Origin of the sequence: Stenotrophomonas sp. AG209 (assembly GCF_003550055.1) — a bacterium.
GTDB lineage: Bacteria > Pseudomonadota > Gammaproteobacteria > Xanthomonadales > Xanthomonadaceae > Stenotrophomonas.
Genome location: NZ_QXDB01000003.1, coordinates 1 through 24,420, shown reverse-complemented (window position 1 = coordinate 24,420; position 24,420 = coordinate 1). Strand labels below are relative to the sequence as shown.

Sequence of the window (24,420 nt, the reverse complement as noted above, 5' to 3'; positions counted from 1 at the left end):
GCTTACATTTTTTCCGGGGCGCTCACGCCCAGGAGTTCGAGGCCGTTGGCCAGCACCTGGCGCGCCGCGCAGGCCAGGGTCAGCTTGGCGTTGCGATCGGTAGCGTCGTCCACCAGCACCGGCGTCCCGTGATACCACGTGTGGAAGGCATGCGCCAATTCACGCAGGTACTGCGCCACCAGGTGCGGCTCCAGCGCCACGCCGGCCGCTTCCACCACTTCCGGATACCGCGAGATCTCGTTCATCAACACCAGCGAGGCATCGTCGGCCAGGCGGCCCAGATTGGCCAGGCCATTGCCCTGCTCGTACAACAGGCCCTTTTCCTGCGCCTGGCGCAGCAGGCTGCAGACACGGGCGTGCGCGTACTGCACGTAGAACACCGGATTGTCGTTGCTCTGCTGGCGGGCCAGGTCGATGTCGAAGGTCAGCTGCGAATCGGGCTTGCGCGCGATCAGGAACCAGCGGGTCGCATCGCGGCCGGCTTCTTCGATCAGGTCGCGCAGGGTGAAGTAACTGCCAGCACGCTTGGACAGCTTCACTTCCTCGCCGCCGCGCATGACCGTGACCATCTGGTGCAGCACGTATTCCGGCCAGCCCTGCGGGATGCCCACTTCCATCGCCTGCAGGCCGGCGCGCACGCGCGCCAGCGAGCCATGGTGGTCGGCGCCCAGTTCGGTGATCGCGCGCTCGTAGCCGCGCTGCCACTTGGACAGGTGGTAGGCCACGTCCGGCACGAAGTAGGTGAAGGTGCCGTCGGACTTGCGCATCACGCGGTCCTTGTCGTCACCGAAGTCGGTGCTGCGCAGCCACAGCGCGCCGCCTTCCTCATAGGTGTGGCCGGACGCCTGCAGCTTGGCCACCGCTTCGGCGACCTTGCCGTCGGCGTACAGCGAGCTTTCCAGGAAGTAGATGTCGAAGTCGACACCGAACGCAGCCAGGTCCAGGTTCTGCTCGTTGCGCAGGTAAGCCACCGCGAAACGGCGGATCGCCTGCATGTCGTCCGGGTCCTTGGCGCCGACCACGATGCTGCCTTCAAGATCGACGCTGGCGCCGGCCATGTAGGCGCGGGCGACATCGGCGATGTATTCACCGCGGTAGCCGCCTTCCGGCCAGCCGTCCTGGTCGGGTGCGATGCCCTTGATCCGCGCCTGGGTGGACAGCGCCAGGTTCTCGATCTGCACGCCGGCGTCGTTGTAGTAGAACTCGCGCTTGGCGTTCCAGCCGTTGGCATCGAGCACGCGGGCCACGCAGTCGCCGATCGCCGCCGCGCGGCCATGGCCGACATGCAGCGGGCCGGTCGGGTTGGCCGACACGTATTCCACGCCCACCGTGCGGCCATTGCCGGACAGGTTGCGGCCGTAGTCGTGGGCTTCCTTGATGACCGAGGCGGTTTCGCGCTGGTACGCGGCCGGGGCCAGATGGAAGTTGATGAAGCCGGGGCCGGCGATCTCGACCTTGCTGACGTCCTCGCTGCGCGGCAGCGCCTCGACCAGCGCCTGCGCCAGTGCGCGCGGATTGCTGCGCGCGGCCTTGGCCAGCAGCATCGCGGCGTTGGTGGCGAAGTCGCCGTGGTCACGGGTCTTCGGGCGCTCGACCACGAAGTCCGGCGGCAGGGAGTCGGCGGGCAGGGTGCCATTGGCGCGCAAGGCTTCGATGCCTTGGCTGATCAGGGCGCGGAGGAGATTTTTCACGAGGCCTGCTGTGAGAATGAGCGGCGGAATCGCCCATTTTAGCGCAGATACCCGCGCCCACGCTGACCAGAACATGCCTGCGGGGGCGCCCGCCCGCCCTTGGCCAAGGCTGTTCAGCCGAACAGGCGCGGCTGGGGCGGGGACAGCAGGCCCCGTTCAGCAAACGAAACGGGACGGCCCTCGCCGACCACGAAGTGGTCCAGCAGGCGCACGTCCACCAGGGCCAGCGCCTGCTGCAGTTCATCGGTGATGCGGGTGTCGGCGCCGGAGGGCTCAGGGTCGCCGGAAGGGTGATTGTGGCTGAGGATCACCGCTGCCGCATTGTGCAGCAGGGCCCGCCGCACCACCTCGCGGGGATAGACCGGGGCGGCATTGATGGTGCCCTGGAACAGCTCCTCGCAGGCGATCAGGCGGTGGCGGTTGTCCAGGAACAGCGCCATGAAGATCTCGCGGGCCTGGCCGCGCAGGCGGTGCTGCAGGTAGCGGCCGACCGCGGCCGGGTTGTTGCCGACTGCCTCGCCCTGCTGCAGTTCGGCGGCCAGGTAGCGATGGGCCAGCTCCAGCCCGGCGGCCAGTGCACAGCTTCGCGCCGGGCCCAGCCCCGGCAACCGGGCCAGCTCGCGGGCCGGGCGGTCCAGCAGCACGCGCAGGGGACCATGCGCCTGCAGCAGGTCGCGCGCGGTCTGCACCGCGTCGCGTCCACCGAAACCCGAGCCGAGGAACAGCGCCAGCAGCTCTGCGTCGGACAGCGTGGCGGGGCCGCGTGCGATCAGCTTCTCGCGGGGACGTTCCTGTTCGGGCCAGTCATGGATGGGCATGCCTGCATCATCGCCAGCGCGGGTAGTGCGTCCCATCAGGGCAGGGCGCGCGGCGGGGTAGGCTGTTGCCTCAGTCGCGCCGTGACTGCAGATAAGCGAACAGCTCCTGGTTGTTCTGCAGGCCCAGCTTGCGCTTGGCCTCGGCCTTCTGCCGGCTGATTGTCTTCGGGCTGCGGCCGCAGTGGACGGCGATGGCGTTCACCTTCAGCCCGGCGGCCAACAGGTCCAGCACTTCCTGCTCGCGGGCCGACAGCGCCGCCGGTTCACGCGCGAACATCAGGTCGCGCGCCTGCAGGTGGTGGCGCAGCTGCTGCGAGACGAACACCTGCCCGGCCATGGCCGCGTTCAAGGCCTGCGGCAGCTCGCCGAAATCGGCGCACTTGTCGACCAGACCGCTGACTCCCTCGCGCAGCAGGCCATCGAGCAGGCCGGGATGGCGGGCGCCGGTAAGCACCACTACGGGCATGCCCGGGTGGCGTGCGCGCAGTTCAGCGATCAGTTCCGGGCCATCCGGGCCGGTGCCCGGCATGGAGAGGTCGGTCAGTACCGCGTCGCAACCGTGGTGCTCGACCAGCTGCAGCAGCTGGGAGCCGTCGCGCGCGCTGCCGACGACCTCCATCAGGTGGGTCTGCAGCACGATGCGGATGCCGTGCAGGACGACGGGATGGTCGTCGGCGATGATGATGCGCGGGTGCACGCGGAATCCTCGAAAAGCGAAGCGGCACACCTGCGGTGGCCACTGACGATTCTGCAAACGTGATCGGCCTACAGGTATAGGAAAGTTCCGAATCGCAGTGACTTGAACCCCGGAAGCGCCGTGGTGCAAGTCCCATCTGCTGATAGCCGCCCGCTATGTGCGTTGTGCACCGGGACATTACCGACCATCGGGTAAGCTAATGCCCTCGTTTGCACAGGAATTCCAGGTGGCTGACTCCCCCAACGCTTCCCCCGCGCCCAGCCGCGCGCTGGAAGGCCAGAAACTGCTGTTGTGCGTCGGAGGCGGGATCGCGGCCTACAAGGCCCTGGAACTGGTGCGACGCCTGCGCGACGCGGGCGCCCAGGTGCAGGTGGCGATGACCGCCGGCGCCCAGCAGTTCGTCACCCCCCTCAGCTTCCAGGCCCTGTCCGGGCAGCCGACCCGCACCACGCTGTGGGACAGCGCGGCCGAACAGGCCATGGGCCACATCGAGCTGGCCCGCTGGGCCGACCGCATCGTGGTCGCGCCGGGAACGGCCGATCTGTTGGCCCGGCTGGCCCAGGGCCATGCCGATGACCTGGTCAGCACGCTGTGCCTGGCCAGTACCGCACCGCTGACGATCTGCCCGGCGATGAACCACCGCATGTGGCTGCATCCGGCCACCCAGGCCAACATCGCCCTGCTGCGCCAGCGTGGCGCGCAGGTGATCGGCCCGGTCGATGGCCCGCTGGCCGAGGGTGAATCCGGTCCCGGCCGACTGGCCGAACCCGGCGATATCGTGGCCGCGCTGGTGGCCAATGGCGGCGCCGCTGCGACGGTTGCCGCGCCGGAAACCCGTGCCCTGCAGGGGCTGCGCCTGCTGATCAGTGCCGGACCGACCTACGAAGACATTGATCCGGTGCGCTACGTCGGCAACCGCAGCAGCGGCAAGATGGGCTTCGCCCTGGCCGCTGCCGCCGCCACGCTGGGGGCGCAGGTGGTGCTGGTCAGCGGCCCGGTACAGCTGCCGACGCCGCCGGGCGTGCAGCGCATCGACGTGCGCTCGGCCGCGCAGATGCGCGATGCCGTGCTGAAATCGCTGCCTGCCGACATCTATATCGGTGCCGCAGCGGTGTCCGACTACACGCCGCGCCAGGTCGCCGCGCAGAAGCTGAAGAAGACCGCCGACAGCCAGTCGCTGGTGATCGAGCTGGTGCGTACCCCGGACATCCTTGCCGAAGTCGCCGCACAGACGCAGTCGCTGAAGCTGGTGGTCGGCTTCGCCGCCGAGACCCACGACGTGGAGAAGTACGCACGCGGCAAGCTGGTCGACAAGCGCCTGGACCTGGTGATCGCCAACCAGGTCGGCATCAGTGGCGGTGGTTTCGAGAGCGACAACAATGCCGCCACTGCCTTCTGGCAGGACGGTGAACAGGTATTCCCGGCCACCTCCAAGCGCGAGCTGGCCGAACAACTGCTGGCGCTGATCGCGCGGAGACTCCAGGCATGACCCAGGCATCCACTTCCCACCCGCTGCAGGTCAAGCTGCTCGATCCGCGCTTCGGCGACAGCTGGCCGCTGCCGGCGTACGCCACCGAGGCCAGCGCTGGCATGGACCTGCGCGCGGCGCTGGATACCGCGCTGACCCTGCAGCCGGGCGACACCGCGCTGGTGCCCAGCGGCCTGGCCATCCACATTGCCGACCCGAACCTGTGCGCGGTGATCCTGCCGCGCTCCGGGCTGGGCCATCGGCATGGCATCGTGCTGGGCAACGGCACCGGCCTGATCGATGCCGACTACCAGGGGCCGCTGCTGATCAGCGTCTGGAACCGTGGCCGCGAAGCCTTCACCATCGAGCCGGGCGATCGCATCGCGCAGCTGGTGGTGGTTCCGATCGCCCGCGTGAGCCTGCAGGTGGTGGATACTTTCACCGACAGCGTGCGGGGCGCGGGTGGATTCGGCCATACCGGGGTGCGTTGACAGGGGACATCGATGAGCGGCATCGGGGAAGGACAGCGGGGACGGTCGTTGGGTCGCAGTGCACCTCTACTGGGGGTGTTGTTGATCCTGTTGGCCGGCTGGTTCGGATGGAGCGCGGTGCAGCAATGGCGGCAGGAGGCCAACGGGCAGGCGCTGGAAGAGGCGCGTGACCAGGCCGTGCAGGGCCTGCAGCAGGCCGCTGCGGGCCAGCTGCAGCAGCTGCAGCAGCAGTTGAAGAATGATCGCGTGCAGCAGGCGCTGCAGGCCGGCGATGCCGCTGCGGCGGCGCTGGCCGTGCGCGAGAGCTGGACCGGGGTCGAGCAGGTCGAGGTGCTGGCGGCCGATCTGACCAACGCCTATGCCGATCCGGCCACCTTCGGGTATTCCCGCCTGGCGCTGCTGGAAGCCGCGCTGGCCGAGGCCCGGCCAAGCCTGCGCGTGGTCCGCGACGGCGGCGGCAACCGCCTGGGCCTGGCCGCGCCGGTGCAGCTGGGCAGCCTGGGGCCGGCCGTCGTCTATGTCCGCCAACCGCTGCTGCGGCTGACCTCGCCGCTGGACCAGGTGCGCGCGCCGTCCGCCGGCTTCCTTGGCCTGCGCCAGGGTGGGTTCGATCTGGTCACCCAGGGCGACGCGGGCCTGGCCGAAAGTGCGGAAGCCCTGGCGCGCCCGGTTGCAGGCACGCCGCTGCGGCTGGTCGCGTCGGTACCGAATGTCGAAGCCGGTCCGCTCGGCCTGGGCGCACTGGCCAGCGCCATTGTGGCGTTGCTGCTGGCGTTCATTGCCGTGTTGCTGGTGGTCGGTCGCGGCCGCTTGCCGAAGTCGCTGCCGTTGCCGCGCCGCGCCGCCGCGTCCGAGGCCGACCATGGCCCGACCCTGAGCGAGAGCCTGCAGCAGGCGCCGCCACCGGTGGCCGCCGTAGCCAGCAGTGGTGATGCCACGCCGCCGCCACCGCCCCCGGTGCCGGCCGAAGAACTGGCTGCCGGTATCTTCCGCGCCTACGACATCCGCGGCGTGGTGGGCAGCGAACTGACACCGAAGACCGCGGCGCTGATCGGCCAGGCCATCGGCACCGTGGCGTTGGAGCAGGGCCTGCGCGAGGTGGTGATTGGTCGCGATGGCCGCCTGTCCGGACCCGAGCTGGCGGCCGGACTGGCCGAGGGCCTGCGCCGTGCCGGCTGCGCGGTGATCGACATCGGCCTGGCGCCGACCCCGCTCGTGTACTACGCCGCCTTCCACCTGCGTACCGGTACCTGCGTGGCGGTCACCGGCAGTCACAACCCGCCCGAGTACAACGGCTTCAAGGTGGTGATCGGCGGCGAAACGCTGTCCGGCGATGCCATCACCGATCTCTACCAGCGCATCGTCGAAGGGCGCCTGGTGCAGGCCGCCGAGCCGGGGGACTACCAGCAGCGCGATGTCAGTGCCGACTACATCCAGCGCATCGCCGATGACGTGCAGCTGGACCGTCCGCTGAAGGTCGTGGCCGATGCCGGCAATGGCGTGGCCGGCGCATTGGCACCGCAGCTGCTGGAAGCGATCGGCGCCGACGTCATCCCGCTGTACTGCGACGTCGACGGCACCTTCCCGAATCATCATCCCGACCCGAGCGAGCCGGCCAACCTGGAAGACCTCGTGCAGACGGTCAAGCGCTTCGGCGCCGACCTCGGCGTGGCCTTCGATGGCGACGGCGACCGGCTGGGCGTGGTCACCGGCGAAGGCAAGATCATCTACGCCGATCGCCTGCTGATGCTGTTCGCTGCCGATGTGCTGATGCGCAATCCGGGCGCGATGGTGATCTACGACGTGAAGTGCACCGGCAAGCTGTCCGACCACGTGCTGCGCAATGGCGGCAGCCCGCTGATGTGGAAGACCGGGCATTCGCTGATGAAGGCGAAGATGCGCGAGACCGATGCCGAGCTGGCCGGTGAGATGAGCGGCCACTTCTTCTTCAAGGAACGCTGGTTCGGTTTCGACGACGGCCTGTACGCCGCTGCGCGCCTGCTGGAGATCCTGGCCCAGCGCGAGGAAACCCCGGACGAAGTGCTGGGCGAACTGCCGGAGATGGTCGCCACGCCAGAGCTGAAGGTGCCGGTGGCCGACGGGACGCCGCATGCGCTGGTGGCGATGCTGGTGGCGGCGGCGCAGTCGCCGGACAACCCGTATGTGGGGGGCCGCCTGTCGACCATCGATGGCCTGCGCGTGGACTTCGCCGATGGCTGGGGCCTGGTACGCGCCTCCAACACCACACCGGTGCTGGTGCTGCGGTTCGAAGGCAACGACGAGGCCGCACTGGAGCGCATCAAGGCCTTGTTCCGCAGCCAGCTGCAGCCGGTGCTGGGCGACACCCCGCTGGGGTTCTGAGGTGGGGCCGGGCTGCGCCCGGCACCCGCCGAAGCAACGGCAACAGCAACATCAACATCAAAAGCGGGCTATCCGCGGGATGGTGGGGCGGTGTCGGAGTGCGGGGACGCCGCAAGTACGTCCCTGTAGGCTTGGCAGCCGCATCCATGCGGCTGACACCCCGCACTCCGACACCGCCCCACGTCTGACAGTTTCCTGGTGCTGTTGGTAGGTGTCGACCTTGGTCGACACAGTAGATCCACGCCATGCGTGGATGCTCTTCGATGGATATTCATCCACGCATGGTGGGTGCCGACCGTGGGTCGGCACACCCTCACCCCTTGAACCGCAGTCCCACGCCCGGCTCGGTGAACAGGTAGCGCGAATCCAGCGCTGAATCACCCAGCTTGTGCCGCAGCTTGCCGACCAGTATGCGCAGGTAGTGGGTGTCGTGCTGATGGGTCGGCCCCCAGATCTCCTGCAGGATCTGCGGCTGGGTCACCACCCGCCCGGCATTGCGCAGCAGCAGCGACAGCAACGCGTATTCCTTGCGGGTCAACGCCACCGGTTCACCCTCGAGGGCGACTTCGCGACGCACCAGGTCCACGTGCAGGTGGCCATCGTCGAACACCGGCGGTGTGCCATCGGTCGGCACGCTGCGCGTGCGCAGCAGCGCCCGCACGCGCGCCATCAGCTCCTGCGTGCCGAACGGCTTGGTCACGTAGTCGTTGGCGCCGGTATCCAGTGCGCGCACCTTCTCGGCTTCGCCCGCACGCACGGTCAGCATGATCACCGGTACCTGGCTCCACTGCCGCAGCTGTTCCAGCACCTCGTGGCCTTCCATATCCGGCAGGCCGATATCCAGGATCACCAGGTCCATGTCTTCGCTGGCGGCCAGTTCCAGGCCTTCCTGGCCGGTCGCCGCCTGCCGCACCTGGTAGCCCTGCGCGCGCAGGCTGATGTCCAGGAACCGGCGGATCTGGGTTTCATCATCGATCACCAGCACGCGCGCGGCCGGCACGCTGGCGTCAATCGGGGTCGGGCTCATCGTGGGAGGCTGGCTTGAGCAGGGGCAGGGTGATGCGGATCAGGGTACCGCGACCGTCGCGTCCAGGCAGCGCCTGCACGCTGCCGCCATGCGCGCCGATCATGCCCTGGCAGATGGTCAGGCCCAGGCCCGTGCCGTGGCGGCCGCGGTCGCCACGCTCGACGCTGTAGAACATGTCGAAGATGCGCGCACGCTCGTCGTCGGGAATGCCGGGGCCGGCATCGATCACGTCGATGCGCAGCTGGCCGTCCAGTTCGCGCGCCTGTACCTGCACGGCGGCGTCGGGCGGTGAGAACTTGGCCGCGTTCTCCATCACGTTGAACACGGCCTGTTCGACCAGTGCCGGGTGTACCCAGATCGGCGCCAGCGTGGACGGAATGTCCAGTTCCAGCCGCACCTTGGGCTGGTAGCGCTGCAGACGCCGCGCGGCCGAGCCGATCAGCTCGTCCACGCCGATCCAGTCGCGGTTGATCTTCAGCCCTTCATGGCCGAGGCGGGTCATGTCCAGCAGGTTCTGGATGTAGCGGTCCAGCCGTTCGCCCTCGACCAGTATGGTGTCCAGCAGGGCGCGGCGATCAGCCGTGTCCATCGCCGCACCGTAGCTGGCCAGGCTGTCGGCCGAACCGATCATCGCCGCCAGTGGCGAGCGCAGGTCGTGCGACACCGAGGAGAGCAGCGCCGAGCGCAGTCGCTCGGTCTCGTTGCTGACGTGCGCCTGCTCCAGTTCGGCCACCAGCCGCGTGCGCAGCGCGGCCTGGGCGATGTCGTCGACCATTGCTTCGGCCAGCTGCCGCTGTTCGGGCAGCAGGCGCGCCTGTGCGCCGGGCAGGTACAGGCCGGCCACGCCGATCGCGCGGTCTTCGCCATCCAGCAGTGGCAGGAACCACCACTGCGCACCGGCCAGGGTGTCGGTGAAGCGGCCACTGGGCTGGCCGTGGCGCAGCGCCCAATCGGCGGCGGCCAGGTCGGTGTCACCGGGCTGGCTGCGGCCACCGGTTGCGGTATCCGCGCCGATCCGCAGCCACGCCGGCACGTCCATCGCCTGTTCCAGCGCATGTCGACCCGCCTGTGCCACCTCGCCATTGCCAGCGGCACTGGCCAGCTGACGGCCCAGCTGCTGGCGCGCACGTGCATGGCGGTTGGCCGCACGCAGCGCAATCACCTGCATGCGCAGGCGCGAGGCCAGGCGCCCGGCCACCAGTGCAGCGGCCAGGAACAGGAACACGGTGATCACGCCCTGGCGTGCACCGATGGCGAAGGTGAAGCGGGGTGCGATGAACAGGAAGTTGTAGGCGAGGAAACACAGGATCGCCGCCATCACCGCCACGCTGGCGCGCGTGCGCGCAGCCACCAGCACCACCGCGACGATGAACACCATCGACAGGTCGGCCATGCCCACCCAGCGTTCGGCCAGCCAGGCCACCGCACAGGCCAGCGCGGTAGCGATCAGTGCCTGCGCCGGTTCGTAGCTGATGCCGCGCACCGGCGGCAGCAGGCCCTCGCGGCGCGAGCGCGCACGTGCCTGCGGCGTGCTGATGATGGTGATCTCGTAATGCGCGCCGCGCTGGATCAGCTGCTGGGTCAGGGTGCGGTTGAACATCCGCGCCAGCGGCCGTTCACGGGTCCGGCCCAGTACCAGGGTCGACACGCCGTTGTGTGCGGCGTGGTCGAGCAGAGCATCGGCGATGCTCGATCCGTGCAGCAGTTCGGCGTCGCCGCCCAGCCGCCGTGCCAGTGCGAACGCGGCATCGATCTCGCGCCGGGTCGCGTCATCCTGACGGCGGCCCTGAACGGTCACTACCGTCCACGGTGCGTCGCGGCGCTCGGCGATGCGACGCGCCACGCGCACCAGGTATTCGCTCTGACCGCCGCCATCGATCGCCACCAGCACGCCGCGACGCAACGGCAGATTGCCTTCGCCACGCGCGGCGCGGGTCTCGCGCAGGCTGCTGTCGACGCGGTCGGCGGCTTCCTGCATCGCCAGTTCGCGCAGCGCGGTCAGGTTGGCCGGCGAGAAGAACGCCTGCAGGGCCTGTGCGGCCTGTTCCGGCACATAGACCTTGCCCTGCTGCAGGCGCGCGATCAGTTCGCGCGGCGGCAGGTCGACCAGCACGATGTCGTGCAGGCGGTCGAGCACACCGTCCGGCACGGTCTCGCTGACGCGCACGCCGGTGATCCGCATCACCACGTCGTTGAGGCTTTCCAGATGCTGGATGTTGACCGTGGTCCAGACGTCGATGCCGGCGTCCAGCAGCTCCATCACATCCTGCCAGCGCCGCTCATGACGGCTGCCGGGCGCATTGCGATGGGCCAGTTCATCCACCAGCACCAGCGCCGGATGCCGTGCCAGCACGGCATCCAGGTCCATCTCCTGCAGGGTGTGGCCGTGGTAGGCCACTTCCTTCAACGACAGCTGCGGCAGGCCCTCCAGCAGCGCCTGGGTATCGGCACGGCCATGGGTTTCCACCAGCCCGACCACCAGGTCAACGCCGCGGCGCAGCTGTTCCTGCGCGCGGGTCAGCATGGTGTAGGTCTTGCCAACGCCCGGCGCCGCGCCAAGGAACACGGTCAGCTTGCCGCCGGCTTCGCGTTGCAGGCCTTCGACCAGGGCGTCGGCCTGGCGGGTTCGTGCATCAGTCATGGGGGCCGCTGTCATGGCCGCCATTGTGCGCGCAGCCGATGCAGGCCGGCATCACGGCGCCTTGGCCGCATGGTCCAGCGCGAAGTTCAGCGTCACCACGTTCACCCGCGGCTGGCCGAACAGGCCCCATTGGCGCCCTTCGGTATTCGCCTGCACCAAGGCCTGCACGCGCTCCACCGGCAGGCCGCGGGCACGCGCCACGCGTGCCACCTGCAGCTGCGCCGCCGCCGGCGACAGCTGCGGATCCAGTCCACCGGCGGACTGCGTGACCAGGTCCGCAGGCACCTGCGCCGGAGCGACACCTTCGCGCGCGGCCACTGCAGCCGTGCTGGCGGCAACACGTTCGGCCAGCGCCGGGTTGCTGCGCGCCAGGTTGGAACCGGCCGCGGCCATCGGGTCGTAGTTGGCGGCCGACGGTCGTGCCTGGAAGTAGCCGTCACCGGTGAACGGCTGCGACAGCCATGCCGAGCCGCGCACCTGGCCACTGTCATCGCGCAGCAGGCTGCCTTCGGCCTGGGTCGGGTAGGCCAGGCCGGCAAAGCCGGTGGCGATGCCGGCGTAGACCGCGCCGGCCAGCAGCAGGGTAGCCAGGCCCAGGCCGATCGCCGGGCGCCAGCTGGCGCCATCCTGCAGGCTGGCCACGCGGGCCTCGGCCTTGGCGTCGCGCGGAAGGGAAGATGAGGTGGACACAGAACGGTTCATGCGCCGAATACCAGGACAAGAAGGAGGTCGATCAGCTTGATTGCCGCGAACGGCAGCAGAACGCCGCCGAGGCCGTACGCCAGCATGTTCCGGCGCAGCAGCGCGGTGGCGGTGGCCGGGCGGAAGCGCACGCCACGCAGGGCGAGCGGGATCAGGGCGGGAATCACCAGGGCGTTGAAGATCAGCGCTGCAAGCACCGCGTTGCGCGGGCTCGACAGCTGCATCACGTTCAGTGCGGCCATGGTCGGAACGGCAGCGGCGAACAGCGCCGGCAGGATCGCGAAGTACTTGGAGACGTCGTTGGCCAGCGAGAAGGTGGTCAGCGCGCCGCGGGTGATCAGCTGCTGCTTGCCCACTTCCACCACCGCCAGCAGCTTGGCCGGGTCCGAATCGAGGTCGACCATGTTGCCGGCCTCCTTCGCCGCCTGCGTGCCGGAGTTCATCGCCAGGCCGATGTCGGCCTGCGCCAGCGCAGGGGCGTCGTTGGTGCCGTCGCCGACCATCGCCACCAGGCGGCCGCCGGCCTGCTCCTGGCGGATGCGTGCCAGCTTGTCTTCGGGGCGAGCCTCGGCGATGTAGTCATCAACGCCGGCTTCGGCCGCGATGGCGGCGGCGGTCAGCGGGTTGTCGCCGGTGATCATCACCGTGCGGATACCCATCGCCCGCAGCTGTGCGAACTTCTCGCGCATGCCGTGCTTGACCACGTCCGACAGCTCGATCACGCCCAGCACATGGCGGCCCTCGGCCACCACCAGCGGGGTGGCACCATTGCGCGCGACCTGCTCGACGCGACCGGCCAGTTCCGCCGGCACGTTGCCGCCCAGCGCCTGGACGTGGGCACGGATCGCATCGGCGGCGCCCTTGCGGATCTGCCGGCCATGTTCCAGATCGACGCCAGACATGCGGGTCTGCGCACTGAAGGCCAGGTAGTCGGCATGGTCCGGCTCGGCGGTGGCGCAGCCCTGTTCGCGCGCCAGGCGCACGATCGACTTGCCTTCCGGGGTCGGGTCGGCCAGCGAAGAGAGCAGTGCGGCCTCGCGCAGCTGGCTGGCGTCGATGCCGGCCAGCGGATGGAAGTGGCTGGCCTGGCGGTCGCCGTAGGTGATGGTGCCGGTCTTGTCCAGCAGCAGCACGTCGACGTCGCCGGCCACTTCCACCGCCTTGCCCGACTTGGCCAGCACGTTGGCGGCCAGCGCACGGTTCATGCCGGCAATACCAATCGCCGGCAGCAGGCCGCCGATGGTGGTCGGGATCAGGCACACCAGCAGCGCGATCAGCAGCAGTGGATCGACCTTGACGCCGACCGCGGCACCAATGGCCGGCAACGTGGCCACCACCACCAGGAAGGTCAGCGTCATCGCCGCCAGCAGCAGGGTCAGCGCGATCTCGTTGGGGGTCTTCTGGCGGTTGGCACCCTCCACCAGCGCGATCATCCGGTCCAGGAAGCTGTGGCCCGGCTCGGCGGTCACCCGCACGATGATCTGGTCGGACAGCACCTTGGTGCCGCCGATCACGCCGGAACGGTCGGTACCGGCCTCGCGCAGCACCGGTGCCGATTCGCCGGTCACCGCCGCTTCGTTGATGGTGGCCAGGCCCTGCACGATCTCGCCATCGGCCGGCACCAGCTCACCGGCACTGACGATCACATGGTCGCCCGGGCGCAGCTCGGCGGCCGGCACCTGGGCTTCTGCCGCGCCTGGCTGCGGCGCCGCCAGCCGGCGTGCCACCAGGTCCTGGCGGGCACGGCGCAGCGAAGCGGCCTGGCCACGGCCACGCGCTTCGGCCACCGCCTCGGCGAAGTTGCCGAACAGCACGGTCACCAGCAGGATCGCGGTCACTGCCAGGCCGAAGCCCAGCGGCGCATTGCCGGTCAGGGTGACGATCGCGGCGACGATCGTGCCGGCCATCACCACCGCCATCACCGGGCTGCGCACCAGATGCATCGGCGACAGCTTGCGCACCGCTTCGACCAGCGCACGGCGCAGGCCGGCGCCATCGAGCAGGGCAGGGCGCGCTGCATGGGTACTACGGGTTGAACTTGCTTGGGTACTCATCAGGGTGTCCTTAGTGCAGTCCCAGGCTCAGGTGGTCGGCGATCGGGCCGAGCACCAGCGCCGGCATGAACTGCAGCACGGTCAGGATGACGATCACCGAGACCAGGGTCAGGGCGAAGGTCGGGGTTTCGATCTGCAGGCTGCCGGCAGACTCCGGGGCCTGGCGCTTGGCAGCCAGCTGTGCGGCCACCACCAGCGGAATGATCAGCAGCGGGAAACGGCCCAGCAGCAGTACCAGCGAGCAGCTCAGGTTCCACCACAGCGTGGCGTCACCCAGCCCTTCGAAGCCCGAACCGTTGTTGGCGTAGGCCGAAACATACTCGTAGAACACCTGGCTGATGCCATGGAAGCCGGGGTTGGAGGTGCCGGCCAGGCCGGGCACGGCCAGGGTGATCGCAGTGAACACCAGCAGGGTGATCGGCTGCAGCAGCACCAGCAGGGCCAGCAGGCGCACCTGTGGCGTCTCCAGCTTGCGGCCGAACAGTTCCGGCGTACGCCCGGTCATCAACCCGGCCAGGAACACGCCCAGCAGCAGGTACACGATGAACTGCTGCAGGCCGCAGCCGATGCCGCCCCAGATCGCGCTGACCAGCATGTTGACCATCGCGATGCCGCCACTCAGCGGCGCCAGCGAGTCATGCATGCCGTTGACCGAGCCGTTGGAGACCTGGGTGGTCACCGCCGCCCACAGCGCCGTGCCGTCGGCGCCGAAGCGCACTTCCTTGCCTTCCATCAGCAGCGGGGTGGCGGCGCTGGCGCTATGCCCTTCGCTCCACATCATCGCGCCGGTGGACAGCAGCGACATGCCCAGCATGCAGCAGAACACCAGGGCGCCGAAACGACGCCGGCCGGTGAACGCGCCGATCATGAAGATCACCGCCATCGGCACCAGCAGGATGCCAACGATTTCCAGCGCGTTCGACAGCGGGGTCGGGTTCTCCAGCGGGAAGCTGCTGTTCGGGCCGTACCAGCCGCCACCGTTGGCACCCAGCTGCTTGGCCGCGACCATCGCCGCCACCGGGCCCAGCGGCAGCTTCTGTTCGGCCATGCCGGCGCTGGCGTCGATCGGCGTGGCCTGAGGGCCACCGGCCATCGTCGAAGGCACGCCCTGGCTGGTCAGCAACAGGGTCCATACCAGGCACAGCGGCAGCAGGAAGCGCACGCACAGGCGCACCACGTCCACGTAGTAGTTGCCCACCGCCACCTGGCGGTCATCGCCGGTACCGGTGGCCGCCGTAGCCTGCGGCGCACGCGAGAACAACGCGCGCAGCGTCGCCACCGCCAGCGCCAGGCCCATCATCGGCGTCACCACCTGCAGGCCGGTGATACCGGTCATCTGCGAGAGGTAGGACAGCTGCGCCTGGCCCGAATAGTGCTGCTGGTTGGTATTGGTCAGGAACGAGATCATCGTGTGCAGCGCGGTGTCCCAGCGCATGTTCGGGATCTGGTCCGGATTCAGCGGCAACCAGGCCTGGGTCATGAACACCGCCTGGGTCAACACAGCGACCACCACGTTGCTCAGCACGAAGGCCAGCACGTAGCCGCGCCAGGACATCGAGCGCGACGGATCGACGCCGAACACCCTGTACAGCGGCTTCTCGATCCAGTGGAACAGCACGTCGACCTTCATCGGCGTGCCACGCATCACGCGGGCCAGGTACAGGCCCAGCGGCCACGCCAGCAGGAGGCTGGCGGCAATAATCACAAGCATCTCAGTCATGGCCGGCTCCGCTCAGAACGACTCGGGCCGCAGCACGACATAAAGAAGATAGGCGGCGGCGACCAGCACCAGCACGCCACACAACAACGACAGCCAGGGGGACATTGCAATAGCGTCCTGGTGGAACCCCTCCACCTCAGGCCGTCATCGTCGTCCTGCCGCCCATAAACGCACTACGCGCCGGACCGGGCCGACGCGTAAAGAGTGCATAAATTCCGTGGGCCAACCCGTAACCAGGCCCCGGGTAGCGCCGGGCCATGCCCGGCGACGGAAGCGGGGTCAGCCCGCCGGGACCGCCGCCTGCGCCACGCCCTTCAGCTCGCGATAGCGCTGCAGGGTGCTGTCGATCTCGGCCTTCAGCGCCTGCTGCTGCTGCAGGAACCCGGCCTGCAGTCGCTGTTGCGCCTGCAGCTGCACGTGCCGCTGGCGGATCGCCTCGGCCTGCTTGTCGGCCACCTTGCCACCGGCCAGTTCACGGTCACCGGCCGCCGACAGCAGCGCCACCAGCGATTCGCGCAGGCTGGTGACGTTGTACTCGGCGGTCTTCAGGTTGTTGTCCAGCACTTCCTGGCGTTCGGCGAACACCCGGCGCAGGTCGTCCTCGCTGCCATAGGTGGACAGCATCGCCTGCTCGGTACGCTGGCGGGTCTGCTCGGCCATCAGGTCCAGCTGCTGCTGCTGCGCCACGGTGCTGGCCGCGGCGCGCTCCTCGTCGGTCAACGCGCGCTGGACCTGCGCATTGCGCAGGCCACTCTTCGCGTTGAATTCCTCGCGGGCATGATTGACCGCATCGGCCGGCAGCGAATCACTGCAGATCCGCTCCTTGCCCTCGTTCCAGCAGTACAGCTTCTTTTCCACCTTGCCGCCGTCGCGCGACTGCGCCGGCACGGTGAACGGCACGGCCAGCAGCAGGCCGGCAAAGAGAACAGCAGGAACTCGGGACATGACCTTTCCCCTGGTCGGTCAGCGGATCGAACGGACGCCGTACTGGGCCCGGTAGGCTTCCAGCGGCTGCCGGTAACCGACAAGTTCCGGGTTGCCGGAGGCGAAATCAAGCAGATCGGCCAGCGATGCCACGGCGATCACCGGAATGCCGGCCTCTTCGGCCACCGACTGCGCCGCCGAACGGCGGTCGGTTTCCGAGGCGATCTCCTGGCGATCCAGGGCCACCACGATGCCGGCCGGAGTGCCGCCGGCGGCGCGGATGATGCCCAGCGCTTCGCGGATCGCAGTACCGGCAGTGATCACGTCATCGACGATCAGCACGCGCTTGCTGTTCATGTCGGCGCCGATCAGCTGGCCGCCCTCGCCATGGTCCTTGGCTTCCTTGCGGTTGAACGACAGCGGCAGGTCGCGGCCACGCTGGGCCAGCTCGCAGGCCATCGCGGTCGCCAGCGGAATGCCCTTGTAGGCCGGGCCGAACACCACGTCGTACTTGATCCCGGTGGCATCGATGGCATCGGCGTAGCACGCGCCGAGCTGCGACAGCAGCGAACCGGAGTCGAAACGACCGGCGTTGAAGAAATAGGGGCTCAGCCGGCCGGACTTGAGGGTGAACTGGCCGAAGCGCAGGGCATCGGCGGTCAGGGCCAGCTGCAGGAAACGGTGGCGGTGGTCGCTCATCAAAACTCGATTCATCTTCATTTGGAGCACAAATCCTAATCCAGCTGGGCGTTTCGCGCTCGTCCAGCGCCATGTGAAAGGCGTCCGGGCCCGGCCCGGCGGACTGCGCAGCCCTGCGGGCAACCGGTATGCTTGCCCGGTTTCCCGCCGCAGGTCCCCCGCATGCGCATCATCAGTTTCAACGCCAATGGCATCCGTTCCGCCGCGACCAAGGGCTTCCTCGACTGGTTCCGTGCCCAGGACGCCGACGTCCTGTGCATCCAGGAAACCAAGGCCCAGGAAGACCAGCTGACCGACCCGATGTTCCGTCCGGACGGCCACCACTGCTTCTACCGCGACGCCATCACCAAGAAGGGCTACAGCGGCGTGGCGATCTACAGCAAGCGCGAGCCGGACCAGGTCATCACCTCGCTGGGCTGGGCTCCGTTCGACGACGAAGGCCGCTACATCGAGGCGCGCTACGGCAACCTCAGCGTGGTCTCCTTCTATATCCCGTCGGGCAGCTCGGGCGACCTGCGCCAGGGCTTCAAGTTCGAAGTGATGGAATGGCTGCGGCCGATCCTCGAGGAGTGGGCGCGCAGCGGCCGCGACTACGTACTGTGCGGCGACTGGAACATCGTGCGTTCGGCGCTGGACATCAAGAACTGGAAGTCCAACCAGAAGAACTCCGGCTGCCTGCCGGAAGAGCGCGACTGGCTCAACGCCCTGTGCGCCGACCATGGCCAGGCCACCGATGTCGGCGCCGGCCGTGGCTGGGCCGATGCCTACCGCCTGCTCAACCCCACCGGCGAGGACTACACCTGGTGGAGCAACCGCGGCGCAGCCCGCGCCAACAATGTCGGTTGGCGCATCGACTACCAGTTCATCACCCCGGGCCTGCGTGACCGACTGCGCAGCTGCTCGATCTACCGCGACGAGCGCTTCTCCGACCACGCCCCGTTCATCGTGGACTACGACCTGTGACCGAGGCTGCCACGCCGGTCAGCTACAAGGGCTGGGCCGGAATCAAGCGCGCTTTCGGTACCCCGTCGGCGCTGACCATGGCCATGCTTGGCTTCGGCAGTGGCCTGCCGTTCCTGCTGATCGCTTCGCAGACGCTGTCCACGCGCCTGCGCGACGTCGGCCTGGACCTGGGCAGCATCGGTCTGATCAGCCTGGCCAGCTTCTTCTACCTGCTCAAGTTCCTGTGGGCGCCGCTGCTGGACCGCTATGCCTTCCCGCTGCTGGGCGGGCTCGGCCGCCGCCGTTCGTGGCTGCTGGTGTCGCAGGCGCTGGTACTGGTCGGCCTGGTCGCACTGGCCTTCGTGCGGCCCGAACAGGGTGTCTGGCCGCTGGTGATGTGGGTGCTGGTGGCGTCGTTCGCCGGCGCCACCCAGGACTCCGCCGTCGATGCCTATCGCATCGAGATCGCACCGCAGGCCGCCCAGGCGGCGCTGGCGGCCACCTATACGCTGGGCTACCGGATCGGCCTGATCCTGGCCGGTGCAGGCGCGCTCTACCTGGCCCAGTTCGAAGGCTGGATCGTCGCCTACCTGGCGATGGCCGCGCTGATGCTGCTGCCGATCGTCACCACCCTGCTGTGCGCAGAACCGGAGCGCCCGGCCACCGCCGTGCAGCGCCGCATCGATATCGCCGAAGCCTTCATCCAGCCCATTTCCAGCTTCTTCAGCCGCAATGGCGTGGCGCTGGCACTGGTGCTGCTGGCCTTCGTCGGCCTGTTCAAGTTTCCCGATCAGGTGATCGGTGTGATGGCCGGGCCGTTCTATCTCGATTCGGGGTTCGACAAGGCCGACATCGCTACTGTCTCCAAGCTGTTCGGCGTGTGGATGGGGATCGGTGGTGCGTTCCTGGGCGGCATCGCGGTGGCCGCATTCGGCTTCCGCCGCATGCTGCTGGTGGCCGCACTGGGCGTGGCGCTGTCCAACCTGGCCTTCCTGCTGATGGCGCACAACCCGGGCAAGCTGTGGGCGTTCTATGCCGCACTCAGTGCCGACAACCTGTTCCAGGGTTTTGCGGGCACCGTGCTGGTCGCCTTCATGTCGTCGCTGACCGACCGCAACTTCACCGCAACCCAGTACGCGCTGCTGGTGTCGCTGGCCAACCTGCCCGGCAAGTTCGTCGGCGGTGTCTCCGGCTACATCGTCGAAGCCACGTCCTACAGCACGTTCTTCATCCTCAGCTCGGTCACCGTGGTGCCGACCCTGCTGCTGCTGGCCTGGCTGTGGCCGCGGATCGCCGACCGCGGGCCGCCGCCGGTCGCCTGATTGCCTGCCCGCCCGGACTGCGGGATCATCGCCCCCGACGCGCCGAGGGGGCGGTGCCTTGCGAACGGGGAAGTGAGCATGGCCGACGTTGTGCTGCGGGACCTGGACCCGCTGCTGCTGGAACGTATCCGACGAGTCGCGGTCGCCCGCGGCTGGACCCACGAACAGACCTGCGCCGCCTTGCTGGAGCAGGGCCTGTTCAGCAGTGAACTGGAGGTTCGCTCCGGCTTCGGTGATCCCGAAGTGGACGCGCTCTCCGACGCCATCGCCGCCCTGCAGGCCCTGCCCGCAGGGCAGGGCTTCGATTAGCGCCTTTGTAGCGTCGAGCCATGCTCGACTGCCGTTCCCGGTAGATCCACGCCATGCGTGGATGACCACCTCACGCCAGGTGGATCGCACCCAGTATCCGCGGCCCCTTCGCCCCGGTCACGCTCGGCAGGTTGCCCGCCAGCCCGTCCATCGTCCGCTGCGCCAGCCAGGCGAAGCCCATCGCCTCCACGTACTCCGGGTCCAGCCCATGCACCGCGCTGGACTCCACCTGCACCTCCGGCAGCCGCGCCGCCAGTCGCTTCATCAGCTGCCGGTTGCGCACCCCGCCGCCACAGACCAGCAGGCGCCGGGTCTGCGGCTGCTGCGCCAGCAGTGCATCGGCCACGGTCGCCACGGTCAGCTCCAGCAGGGTGGCCTGCACATCGGCAGCGGCGTACTCGCCTTCCCCCATGTGTGCCTCGGCCCAAGCCAGGTGGAACTGCTCGCGCCCGGTGCTCTTCGGCGGCGGCAGCGCGAACCACGGGTCCGAACGCCAGCCCGCCAACAGCCCCTCGTCCACCGCACCACTGGCGGCATACGCGCCATCGGCATCGAAGGTGCGGCCGGTGTGGCGCTGGCACCAGGCATCCATCAGCGCATTGGCCGGGCCGGTATCGAAGCCCCGCACCGCGCCTTCGCGCGGGATCAGGGTCAGGTTGGCGATGCCGCCCAGATTGAGCACCGCGCGGTCTTCATCGGCGGTGCCCAGCATGCCCAGGTGGAAGGCTGGCATCAGCGGCGCGCCATGGCCACCGGCTGCCACGTCGCGGCGGCGGAAGTCGGACACCGTGGTGATCCCGGTCAGTTCGGCGATGCGGTTGCCGTCGCCCAGCTGCACGGTGAAGGCGGGATTGGCCAGCGGGCGGTGGCGCACGGTCTGGCCGTGCGAGCCGATCGCGCGCACCTGGCTGCGATCCACGCCGGCCTCGGCCAGCAGCTGGTTGGCGGCCCCGGCAAAGTTGATCGCGATCCGCGCGTCCAGCTCGCCCAGCTCCTCCAGCGAATCCAGCGGGCCACCTTCGCCCAGCGCCACCAGCCGCGCGCGCAGCACCGGCTCCCAGCGGGCGGTCAGGCCGTGCACGAAGCGGCAGCCACCGCCGGCGGGGAACTGCACCAGCGCGGCGTCGATGCCGTCGGCGCTGGTGCCCGACATCAGGCCAAGGTACAGGGGGGCGTCAGCGTCGGCAGTCGTGTTCATGGCAGGCATAAAAAAAGGACGCGGCAAGCTTGGGCTGCCGCGTCCTTCCTCGTCAACGCAGGGGCTCAGCCGCGCTTGCGGCCGGTCGCCTGCTTGTCCTTGGCGCTGGCCACTTCGGGGGCGGCCTCGTCGCGGCTGGTAGGTGCCGGGCTGGCATCGGCGTAGATCAGCTTCTCCATGCCCTGGATGCGCGCCATGGCCGGTGCGGTCTGCGCGCGGAAGGCGACCAGCTCGGCACCCTTCAGCGGTTCCGGCGGCGGCATGGTCACGGTCAGCGGGTTGCGGTGCTCGCCGTTGACGCGGAATTCGTAGTGCAGGTGCGGGCCGGTTGCCAGGCCGGTCGAGCCGACATAGCCGATCACCGTGCCCTGGGCCACGCGCTGGCCGGTCCTGATGTTCGCAAAGCGCGACATGTGGCCGTACAGGGTGGTGTGGCCGCGGCCATGGTCGAGGATCACCACATTGCCGTAGCCGTTCTGCACGCCGGCGAACTGCACGCGGGCGTCGCCGGCGGCCATGATCGGGGTACCGGTGCGCGCGGCGTAGTCCACGCCCTTGTGCATGCGCATCTTGCCAAGCACCGGGTGCTTGCGCGCGCCGAAGGTCGAGCTCAGCCGCGCGAACGGGATCGGCATGCGGATGAAGCTCTTCTTCAGCGAGCGGCCGTTGATGTCGTAGTACTCGGACTTGCCGTTGCGATCGAAGCGGAAGCCGGAGTAGGTCTTGCCGCCGGTGGTGAAGGTCGCCGCCAGGATCTTGCTGGTGTCCACCTTCTCGCCTTCGCGCCAGGTTTCATCCATCACCACGCTGAAGCGGTCGCCCGGCTGCAGGTCCTTGGAGAAGTCGATGTCGTACTTGAAGATGTCGTCGGTCATCGTCGCGATCGCCGACGGCGACAGCCCGGCCCGTCGGGCGGCGGCATACAGCGAACTGGTGATCTCGCCGCTGGTGACCACGGTGCGCGTGGAGGTCTCGCGCCTGGTCACCTTTTCCTTGATGTCGTCGCCGGCCAGGCTCAGTTCCACCCGGTTGTCGGCATCCCGGTCGAAGCGGATGCTGCGCAGGTCGCCGGACAGCGGCATGTCGAAGGCGATCTCGGCGCCGGGGCGCAGCTTGGTCAGCGCCTCGCGTGCGCCGGGATGGTCCAGTACCCGGTGCAGGGTGGTGGCCGGAATGCCGGCCTTGTCGAACAGGTCGCTCAGGGTCTGGCCACGCTGCACGCGCAGCACCTGCCAGCTATCGCCAGGCACCTGCTGCTGGCGGGCCATGGTCAGCGGCGGCAACGGCAGCGCCAGGCTGGTGTGGCTGTCGGCGTAAGGCGCATCGATGGTGTGCGAGAAACCGGGGACGATCGTCGCCACCAGGGCGCCGATGGTCGCGAACAGGCTGGCGTGCATCCAATGGCGGCGCGTCCAGCGCTCATTGAAGGCGGCGGGAAGGTGTTGCCTGAGCTTCCGATGCAGGGCGTTGTCGTGCAGGACGTGGAGGCGTTCCTGGAAGCGCTGCTTGCGTGCGCGCCCTTGTTCGGAATTGTGCATCGGCGGTTTTTTCCTGGCGGCCCGGGAGCGCGGGCCTGATCGCCGGTTACCATAGACACCTGAGAAAACCGCGTCAAACCCTTGTGCCCATTGGCTTTTGTGAAGCCAATCGGGTTAACTTTGCTTTAACACCCCACACAAGAATCGGCGTTGCCGGGAGTAGTCACGTGTCCTCGATTGAAGAAGCCCTTGCCCTGATCGGCCGTGGTGCCGACGAGATCCTCAAGCTCGAGGATCTGCGTGCGCGCCTGCAGGAAGGCCGCCCGTTGCGGATCAAGGCCGGCTTCGACCCCACCGCGCCCGACCTGCACCTGGGCCATACGGTGCTGCTGAACAAGATGCGCCAGTTCCAGGACCTCGGCCACCAGGTCATTTTCCTGATCGGCGACTTCACCGGCATGATCGGCGACCCGTCCGGCAAGAGCCTGACCCGCAAGCCACTCAGCCGCGACGACGTGCTGGCCAACGCCCGTACCTATGAGGAACAGGTGTTCAAGGTGCTGGACCGCAGCCGTACCGAAGTCCGCTTCAACTCGGAGTGGTTCGGCAAGATGGGCGCGGCCGACATGATCCGCCTGGCTGGCCAGCACACCGTGGCGCGCATGCTCGAGCGCGACGACTTCGCCAAGCGCTATGCCGCCCAGCAGTCCATCGCCATCCATGAGTTCCTGTACCCGCTGGTGCAGGGCTACGACTCGGTGGCCCTGGAGGCCGACGTCGAACTGGGCGGTACCGACCAGAAGTTCAACCTGCTGATGGGCCGTGGCCTGCAGGAACACCACGGCCAGAAGCCGCAGGTGGTGCTGACCATGCCGCTGCTGGAGGGCCTGGACGGCGTCAACAAGATGTCCAAGTCGCTGGGCAACTACATTGGTATCAGCGAGCCGGCCATCGACATCGTCACCAAGACAATGAAGGTGGACGACACCCTGATGTGGCGCTGGATCGAGCTGCTGTCCTTCGACATCAGCCAGGCCGAAGCCATGCAGCTGCGCGAGCAGGTGGCCAATGGCGGCCTGAACCCGCGCGTGGTCAAGCTGCGCCTGGCGCGTGAACTGGCGACCCGTTTCCACGACGCTGCGGCGGCCGAGCAGGCGATTGCCGGCTGGGAAGCGGCGGTGACCGGGCAGGGCGACATCACCCAGCTGCCGTTGCAGGACGTGGCGATCCCGGCCGAGGGCCTGCGTATCGCCGCGTTGCTGACGGCGGCCGGCCTGACCCCGAGCAATTCCGAAGCCAACCGCAAGCTCAAGGAGCGCGCGGTCAAGGTCGACGGTGAAGTGGTCGAAGATGGCCAACAGGTGCTGCAGCCGGGCTTCGAGGGCCTGCTGCAGGTCGGCAAGCGAACTTTCGCCCGCGTGCGCCTGGTCGCTGCCTGAGACAAAGGAAGGGCCGGCGCAGCCGGCCCTTCCTTAATGCTCTTGTAGAGCCAAGCCCACGCTTGGCTGCGCTTCGCGGGTTCCTACCGCAGCGCGATGGATGAACGGATGCAACATCCGTTGAAAAAAATCGCCACACCCCCTTCACAAATGATGCAAATGGGGACATACTTCTCCTCCCCCGTCGCAGGGGTCGCCACCAAGGGGCTTCAGCGACAACAGGGCGCCCACCACCGCCGAACGAGATGATCGAACGAAGGTGTTGACGGACTGAAAAAGTCTGGCATAATGGGCGGCTCGCTACGAAGGAAACTTCGCAGCATACGGGAACGGCGCTGAGGCCGCTTCCCCGGATCTTTGAAAGTATGCGCAGGTATCTTGTGAAGGCGCCTGCAGGAAGGATGATTGTCCATCTTGCAGACGTTTGATCAAGCAACTA

20 protein-coding genes are annotated in these 24,420 nt (G+C 68.3%); 7 read left to right on the top strand and 13 right to left on the bottom strand.

Annotated features, from left to right (window positions below):
• Positions 1–2: 2 nt before the first annotated feature.
• The 3 genes from argS to DFO63_RS15175 all read right to left on the bottom strand — a co-directional run bounded on the left by argS (position 3) and on the right by DFO63_RS15175 (position 3,206).
• The gene (gene argS, locus DFO63_RS15185; RefSeq protein WP_119007277.1) at positions 3–1,691 is read right to left on the bottom strand and encodes an arginine--tRNA ligase; all 1,689 of its coding nucleotides are present in this window, start codon (positions 1,689–1,691) and stop codon (positions 3–5) included.
• 113 nt (positions 1,692–1,804) lie between these two features.
• Positions 1,805–2,509: a DNA repair protein RadC gene (gene radC / locus DFO63_RS15180; RefSeq protein WP_014035697.1), complete on the bottom strand. Its 705-nt coding sequence runs from the start codon at positions 2,507–2,509 to the stop codon at positions 1,805–1,807.
• Positions 2,510–2,579: 70 nt separating this feature from the next.
• Positions 2,580–3,206 carry a response regulator transcription factor gene (locus DFO63_RS15175; protein WP_101764779.1) on the bottom strand — a complete coding sequence of 209 codons (627 nt, stop codon included), beginning with the start codon at positions 3,204–3,206 and terminating at the stop codon, positions 2,580–2,582.
• A 199-nt stretch (positions 3,207–3,405) separates the two neighbouring features.
• Between DFO63_RS15175 and coaBC the strand changes: the two genes are divergently transcribed.
• From coaBC to DFO63_RS15160, 3 genes are read left to right on the top strand one after another with little or no spacing between them, the layout of a single operon-like run.
• On the top strand, positions 3,406–4,695 hold the full coding sequence (gene coaBC, locus DFO63_RS15170; protein ID WP_049443447.1) for a bifunctional phosphopantothenoylcysteine decarboxylase/phosphopantothenate--cysteine ligase CoaBC: 1,290 nt from the start codon (positions 3,406–3,408) through the stop codon (positions 4,693–4,695).
• On the top strand, positions 4,692–5,165 hold the full coding sequence (gene dut, locus DFO63_RS15165) for a dUTP diphosphatase (RefSeq protein ID WP_014035700.1): 474 nt from the start codon (positions 4,692–4,694) through the stop codon (positions 5,163–5,165). The genes coaBC and dut overlap by 4 nt, the downstream gene beginning before the upstream one ends.
• A gap of 12 nt (positions 5,166–5,177) precedes the next feature.
• Positions 5,178–7,526, top strand: coding sequence for a phosphomannomutase/phosphoglucomutase (locus DFO63_RS15160; RefSeq protein ID WP_119007276.1), 2,349 nt, complete (start codon positions 5,178–5,180; stop codon positions 7,524–7,526).
• Between the two features lie 313 nt (positions 7,527–7,839).
• On the opposite strand, the gene DFO63_RS15150 is transcribed toward DFO63_RS15160, so the two are convergent.
• The 8 genes from DFO63_RS15150 to pyrE all read right to left on the bottom strand — a co-directional run bounded on the left by DFO63_RS15150 (position 7,840) and on the right by pyrE (position 17,293).
• Entirely contained in the window at positions 7,840–8,553 is a 714-nt protein-coding gene (locus DFO63_RS15150; RefSeq protein ID WP_049443449.1) for a response regulator transcription factor, read from the bottom strand.
• The gene (locus DFO63_RS15145; RefSeq protein ID WP_049443450.1) at positions 8,534–11,194 is read right to left on the bottom strand and encodes a sensor histidine kinase KdpD; all 2,661 of its coding nucleotides are present in this window, start codon (positions 11,192–11,194) and stop codon (positions 8,534–8,536) included. The genes DFO63_RS15150 and DFO63_RS15145 overlap by 20 nt, the downstream gene beginning before the upstream one ends.
• A 51-nt stretch (positions 11,195–11,245) precedes the next feature.
• Positions 11,246–11,896 (bottom strand): potassium-transporting ATPase subunit KdpC, encoded by a 651-nt coding sequence (gene kdpC, locus DFO63_RS15140; protein WP_101764780.1) that lies wholly within the window; start codon positions 11,894–11,896, stop codon positions 11,246–11,248.
• The gene (gene kdpB, locus DFO63_RS15135) at positions 11,893–13,950 is read right to left on the bottom strand and encodes a potassium-transporting ATPase subunit KdpB (protein WP_101764781.1); all 2,058 of its coding nucleotides are present in this window, start codon (positions 13,948–13,950) and stop codon (positions 11,893–11,895) included. Before kdpB ends, kdpC begins: the two co-directional genes overlap by 4 nt.
• A gap of 10 nt (positions 13,951–13,960) precedes the next feature.
• Positions 13,961–15,670 (bottom strand): potassium-transporting ATPase subunit KdpA, encoded by a 1,710-nt coding sequence (gene kdpA / locus DFO63_RS15130; RefSeq protein WP_119007275.1) that lies wholly within the window; start codon positions 15,668–15,670, stop codon positions 13,961–13,963.
• Positions 15,671–15,682: 12 nt separating this feature from the next.
• On the bottom strand, positions 15,683–15,775 hold the full coding sequence (locus DFO63_RS15125) for a potassium-transporting ATPase subunit F (protein ID WP_005407770.1): 93 nt from the start codon (positions 15,773–15,775) through the stop codon (positions 15,683–15,685).
• Positions 15,776–15,949: 174 nt separating this feature from the next.
• Positions 15,950–16,615 (bottom strand): hypothetical protein, encoded by a 666-nt coding sequence (locus tag DFO63_RS15120; protein WP_014035706.1) that lies wholly within the window; start codon positions 16,613–16,615, stop codon positions 15,950–15,952.
• A gap of 18 nt (positions 16,616–16,633) precedes the next feature.
• A complete protein-coding gene (gene pyrE, locus DFO63_RS15115; RefSeq protein ID WP_119007274.1) occupies positions 16,634–17,293 on the bottom strand; it encodes an orotate phosphoribosyltransferase in 660 nt (219 codons plus the stop codon).
• Positions 17,294–17,455: 162 nt separating this feature from the next.
• On the opposite strand from pyrE, the gene DFO63_RS15110 reads away from it, so the two are divergent.
• The 3 genes from DFO63_RS15110 to DFO63_RS15100 all read left to right on the top strand — a co-directional run bounded on the left by DFO63_RS15110 (position 17,456) and on the right by DFO63_RS15100 (position 19,866).
• Positions 17,456–18,256, top strand: coding sequence for an exodeoxyribonuclease III (locus DFO63_RS15110; RefSeq protein WP_004153871.1), 801 nt, complete (start codon positions 17,456–17,458; stop codon positions 18,254–18,256).
• On the top strand, positions 18,253–19,557 hold the full coding sequence (locus DFO63_RS15105; RefSeq protein WP_014035708.1) for an MFS transporter: 1,305 nt from the start codon (positions 18,253–18,255) through the stop codon (positions 19,555–19,557). The genes DFO63_RS15110 and DFO63_RS15105 overlap by 4 nt, the downstream gene beginning before the upstream one ends.
• A 78-nt stretch (positions 19,558–19,635) precedes the next feature.
• Positions 19,636–19,866, top strand: coding sequence for a hypothetical protein (locus DFO63_RS15100; protein ID WP_005420465.1), 231 nt, complete (start codon positions 19,636–19,638; stop codon positions 19,864–19,866).
• 70 nt (positions 19,867–19,936) lie between these two features.
• Here the strand turns inward: DFO63_RS15100 and DFO63_RS15095 are convergent, their stop codons facing one another.
• Both DFO63_RS15095 and DFO63_RS15090 read right to left on the bottom strand, forming a co-directional pair.
• The gene (locus DFO63_RS15095) at positions 19,937–21,064 is read right to left on the bottom strand and encodes an anhydro-N-acetylmuramic acid kinase (protein ID WP_101766369.1); all 1,128 of its coding nucleotides are present in this window, start codon (positions 21,062–21,064) and stop codon (positions 19,937–19,939) included.
• 65 nt (positions 21,065–21,129) lie between these two features.
• Entirely contained in the window at positions 21,130–22,602 is a 1,473-nt protein-coding gene (locus DFO63_RS15090; RefSeq protein ID WP_014035710.1) for a peptidoglycan DD-metalloendopeptidase family protein, read from the bottom strand.
• Positions 22,603–22,769: 167 nt separating this feature from the next.
• Between DFO63_RS15090 and tyrS the strand changes: the two genes are divergently transcribed.
• Positions 22,770–23,981, top strand: a complete 1,212-nt coding sequence (gene tyrS, locus DFO63_RS15085) for a tyrosine--tRNA ligase (RefSeq protein ID WP_049443457.1) — start codon at positions 22,770–22,772, stop codon at positions 23,979–23,981.
• Positions 23,982–24,420: the final 439 nt, after the last annotated feature.

Coding starts and splice junctions, on each gene's coding strand:
- DFO63_RS15160 (WP_119007276.1), top strand. CDS start 5,178: ATGAGCGGCATCGGGGAAGGACAGCGGGGACGGTCGTTGGGTCGCAGT.
- DFO63_RS15125 (WP_005407770.1), bottom strand. CDS start 15,775: ATGTCCCCCTGGCTGTCGTTGTTGTGTGGCGTGCTGGTGCTGGTCGCC.
- DFO63_RS15100 (WP_005420465.1), top strand. CDS start 19,636: ATGGCCGACGTTGTGCTGCGGGACCTGGACCCGCTGCTGCTGGAACGT.
- DFO63_RS15090 (WP_014035710.1), bottom strand. CDS start 22,602: ATGCACAATTCCGAACAAGGGCGCGCACGCAAGCAGCGCTTCCAGGAA.
- kdpA (WP_119007275.1), bottom strand. CDS start 15,670: ATGACTGAGATGCTTGTGATTATTGCCGCCAGCCTCCTGCTGGCGTGG.
- DFO63_RS15120 (WP_014035706.1), bottom strand. CDS start 16,615: ATGTCCCGAGTTCCTGCTGTTCTCTTTGCCGGCCTGCTGCTGGCCGTG.
- kdpC (WP_101764780.1), bottom strand. CDS start 11,896: ATGAACCGTTCTGTGTCCACCTCATCTTCCCTTCCGCGCGACGCCAAG.
- DFO63_RS15110 (WP_004153871.1), top strand. CDS start 17,456: ATGCGCATCATCAGTTTCAACGCCAATGGCATCCGTTCCGCCGCGACC.
- DFO63_RS15150 (WP_049443449.1), bottom strand. CDS start 8,553: ATGAGCCCGACCCCGATTGACGCCAGCGTGCCGGCCGCGCGCGTGCTG.
- pyrE (WP_119007274.1), bottom strand. CDS start 17,293: ATGAGCGACCACCGCCACCGTTTCCTGCAGCTGGCCCTGACCGCCGAT.
- kdpB (WP_101764781.1), bottom strand. CDS start 13,950: ATGAGTACCCAAGCAAGTTCAACCCGTAGTACCCATGCAGCGCGCCCT.
- radC (WP_014035697.1), bottom strand. CDS start 2,509: ATGCCCATCCATGACTGGCCCGAACAGGAACGTCCCCGCGAGAAGCTG.
- dut (WP_014035700.1), top strand. CDS start 4,692: ATGACCCAGGCATCCACTTCCCACCCGCTGCAGGTCAAGCTGCTCGAT.
- DFO63_RS15145 (WP_049443450.1), bottom strand. CDS start 11,194: ATGACTGATGCACGAACCCGCCAGGCCGACGCCCTGGTCGAAGGCCTG.
- DFO63_RS15095 (WP_101766369.1), bottom strand. CDS start 21,064: ATGAACACGACTGCCGACGCTGACGCCCCCCTGTACCTTGGCCTGATG.
- coaBC (WP_049443447.1), top strand. CDS start 3,406: ATGCCCTCGTTTGCACAGGAATTCCAGGTGGCTGACTCCCCCAACGCT.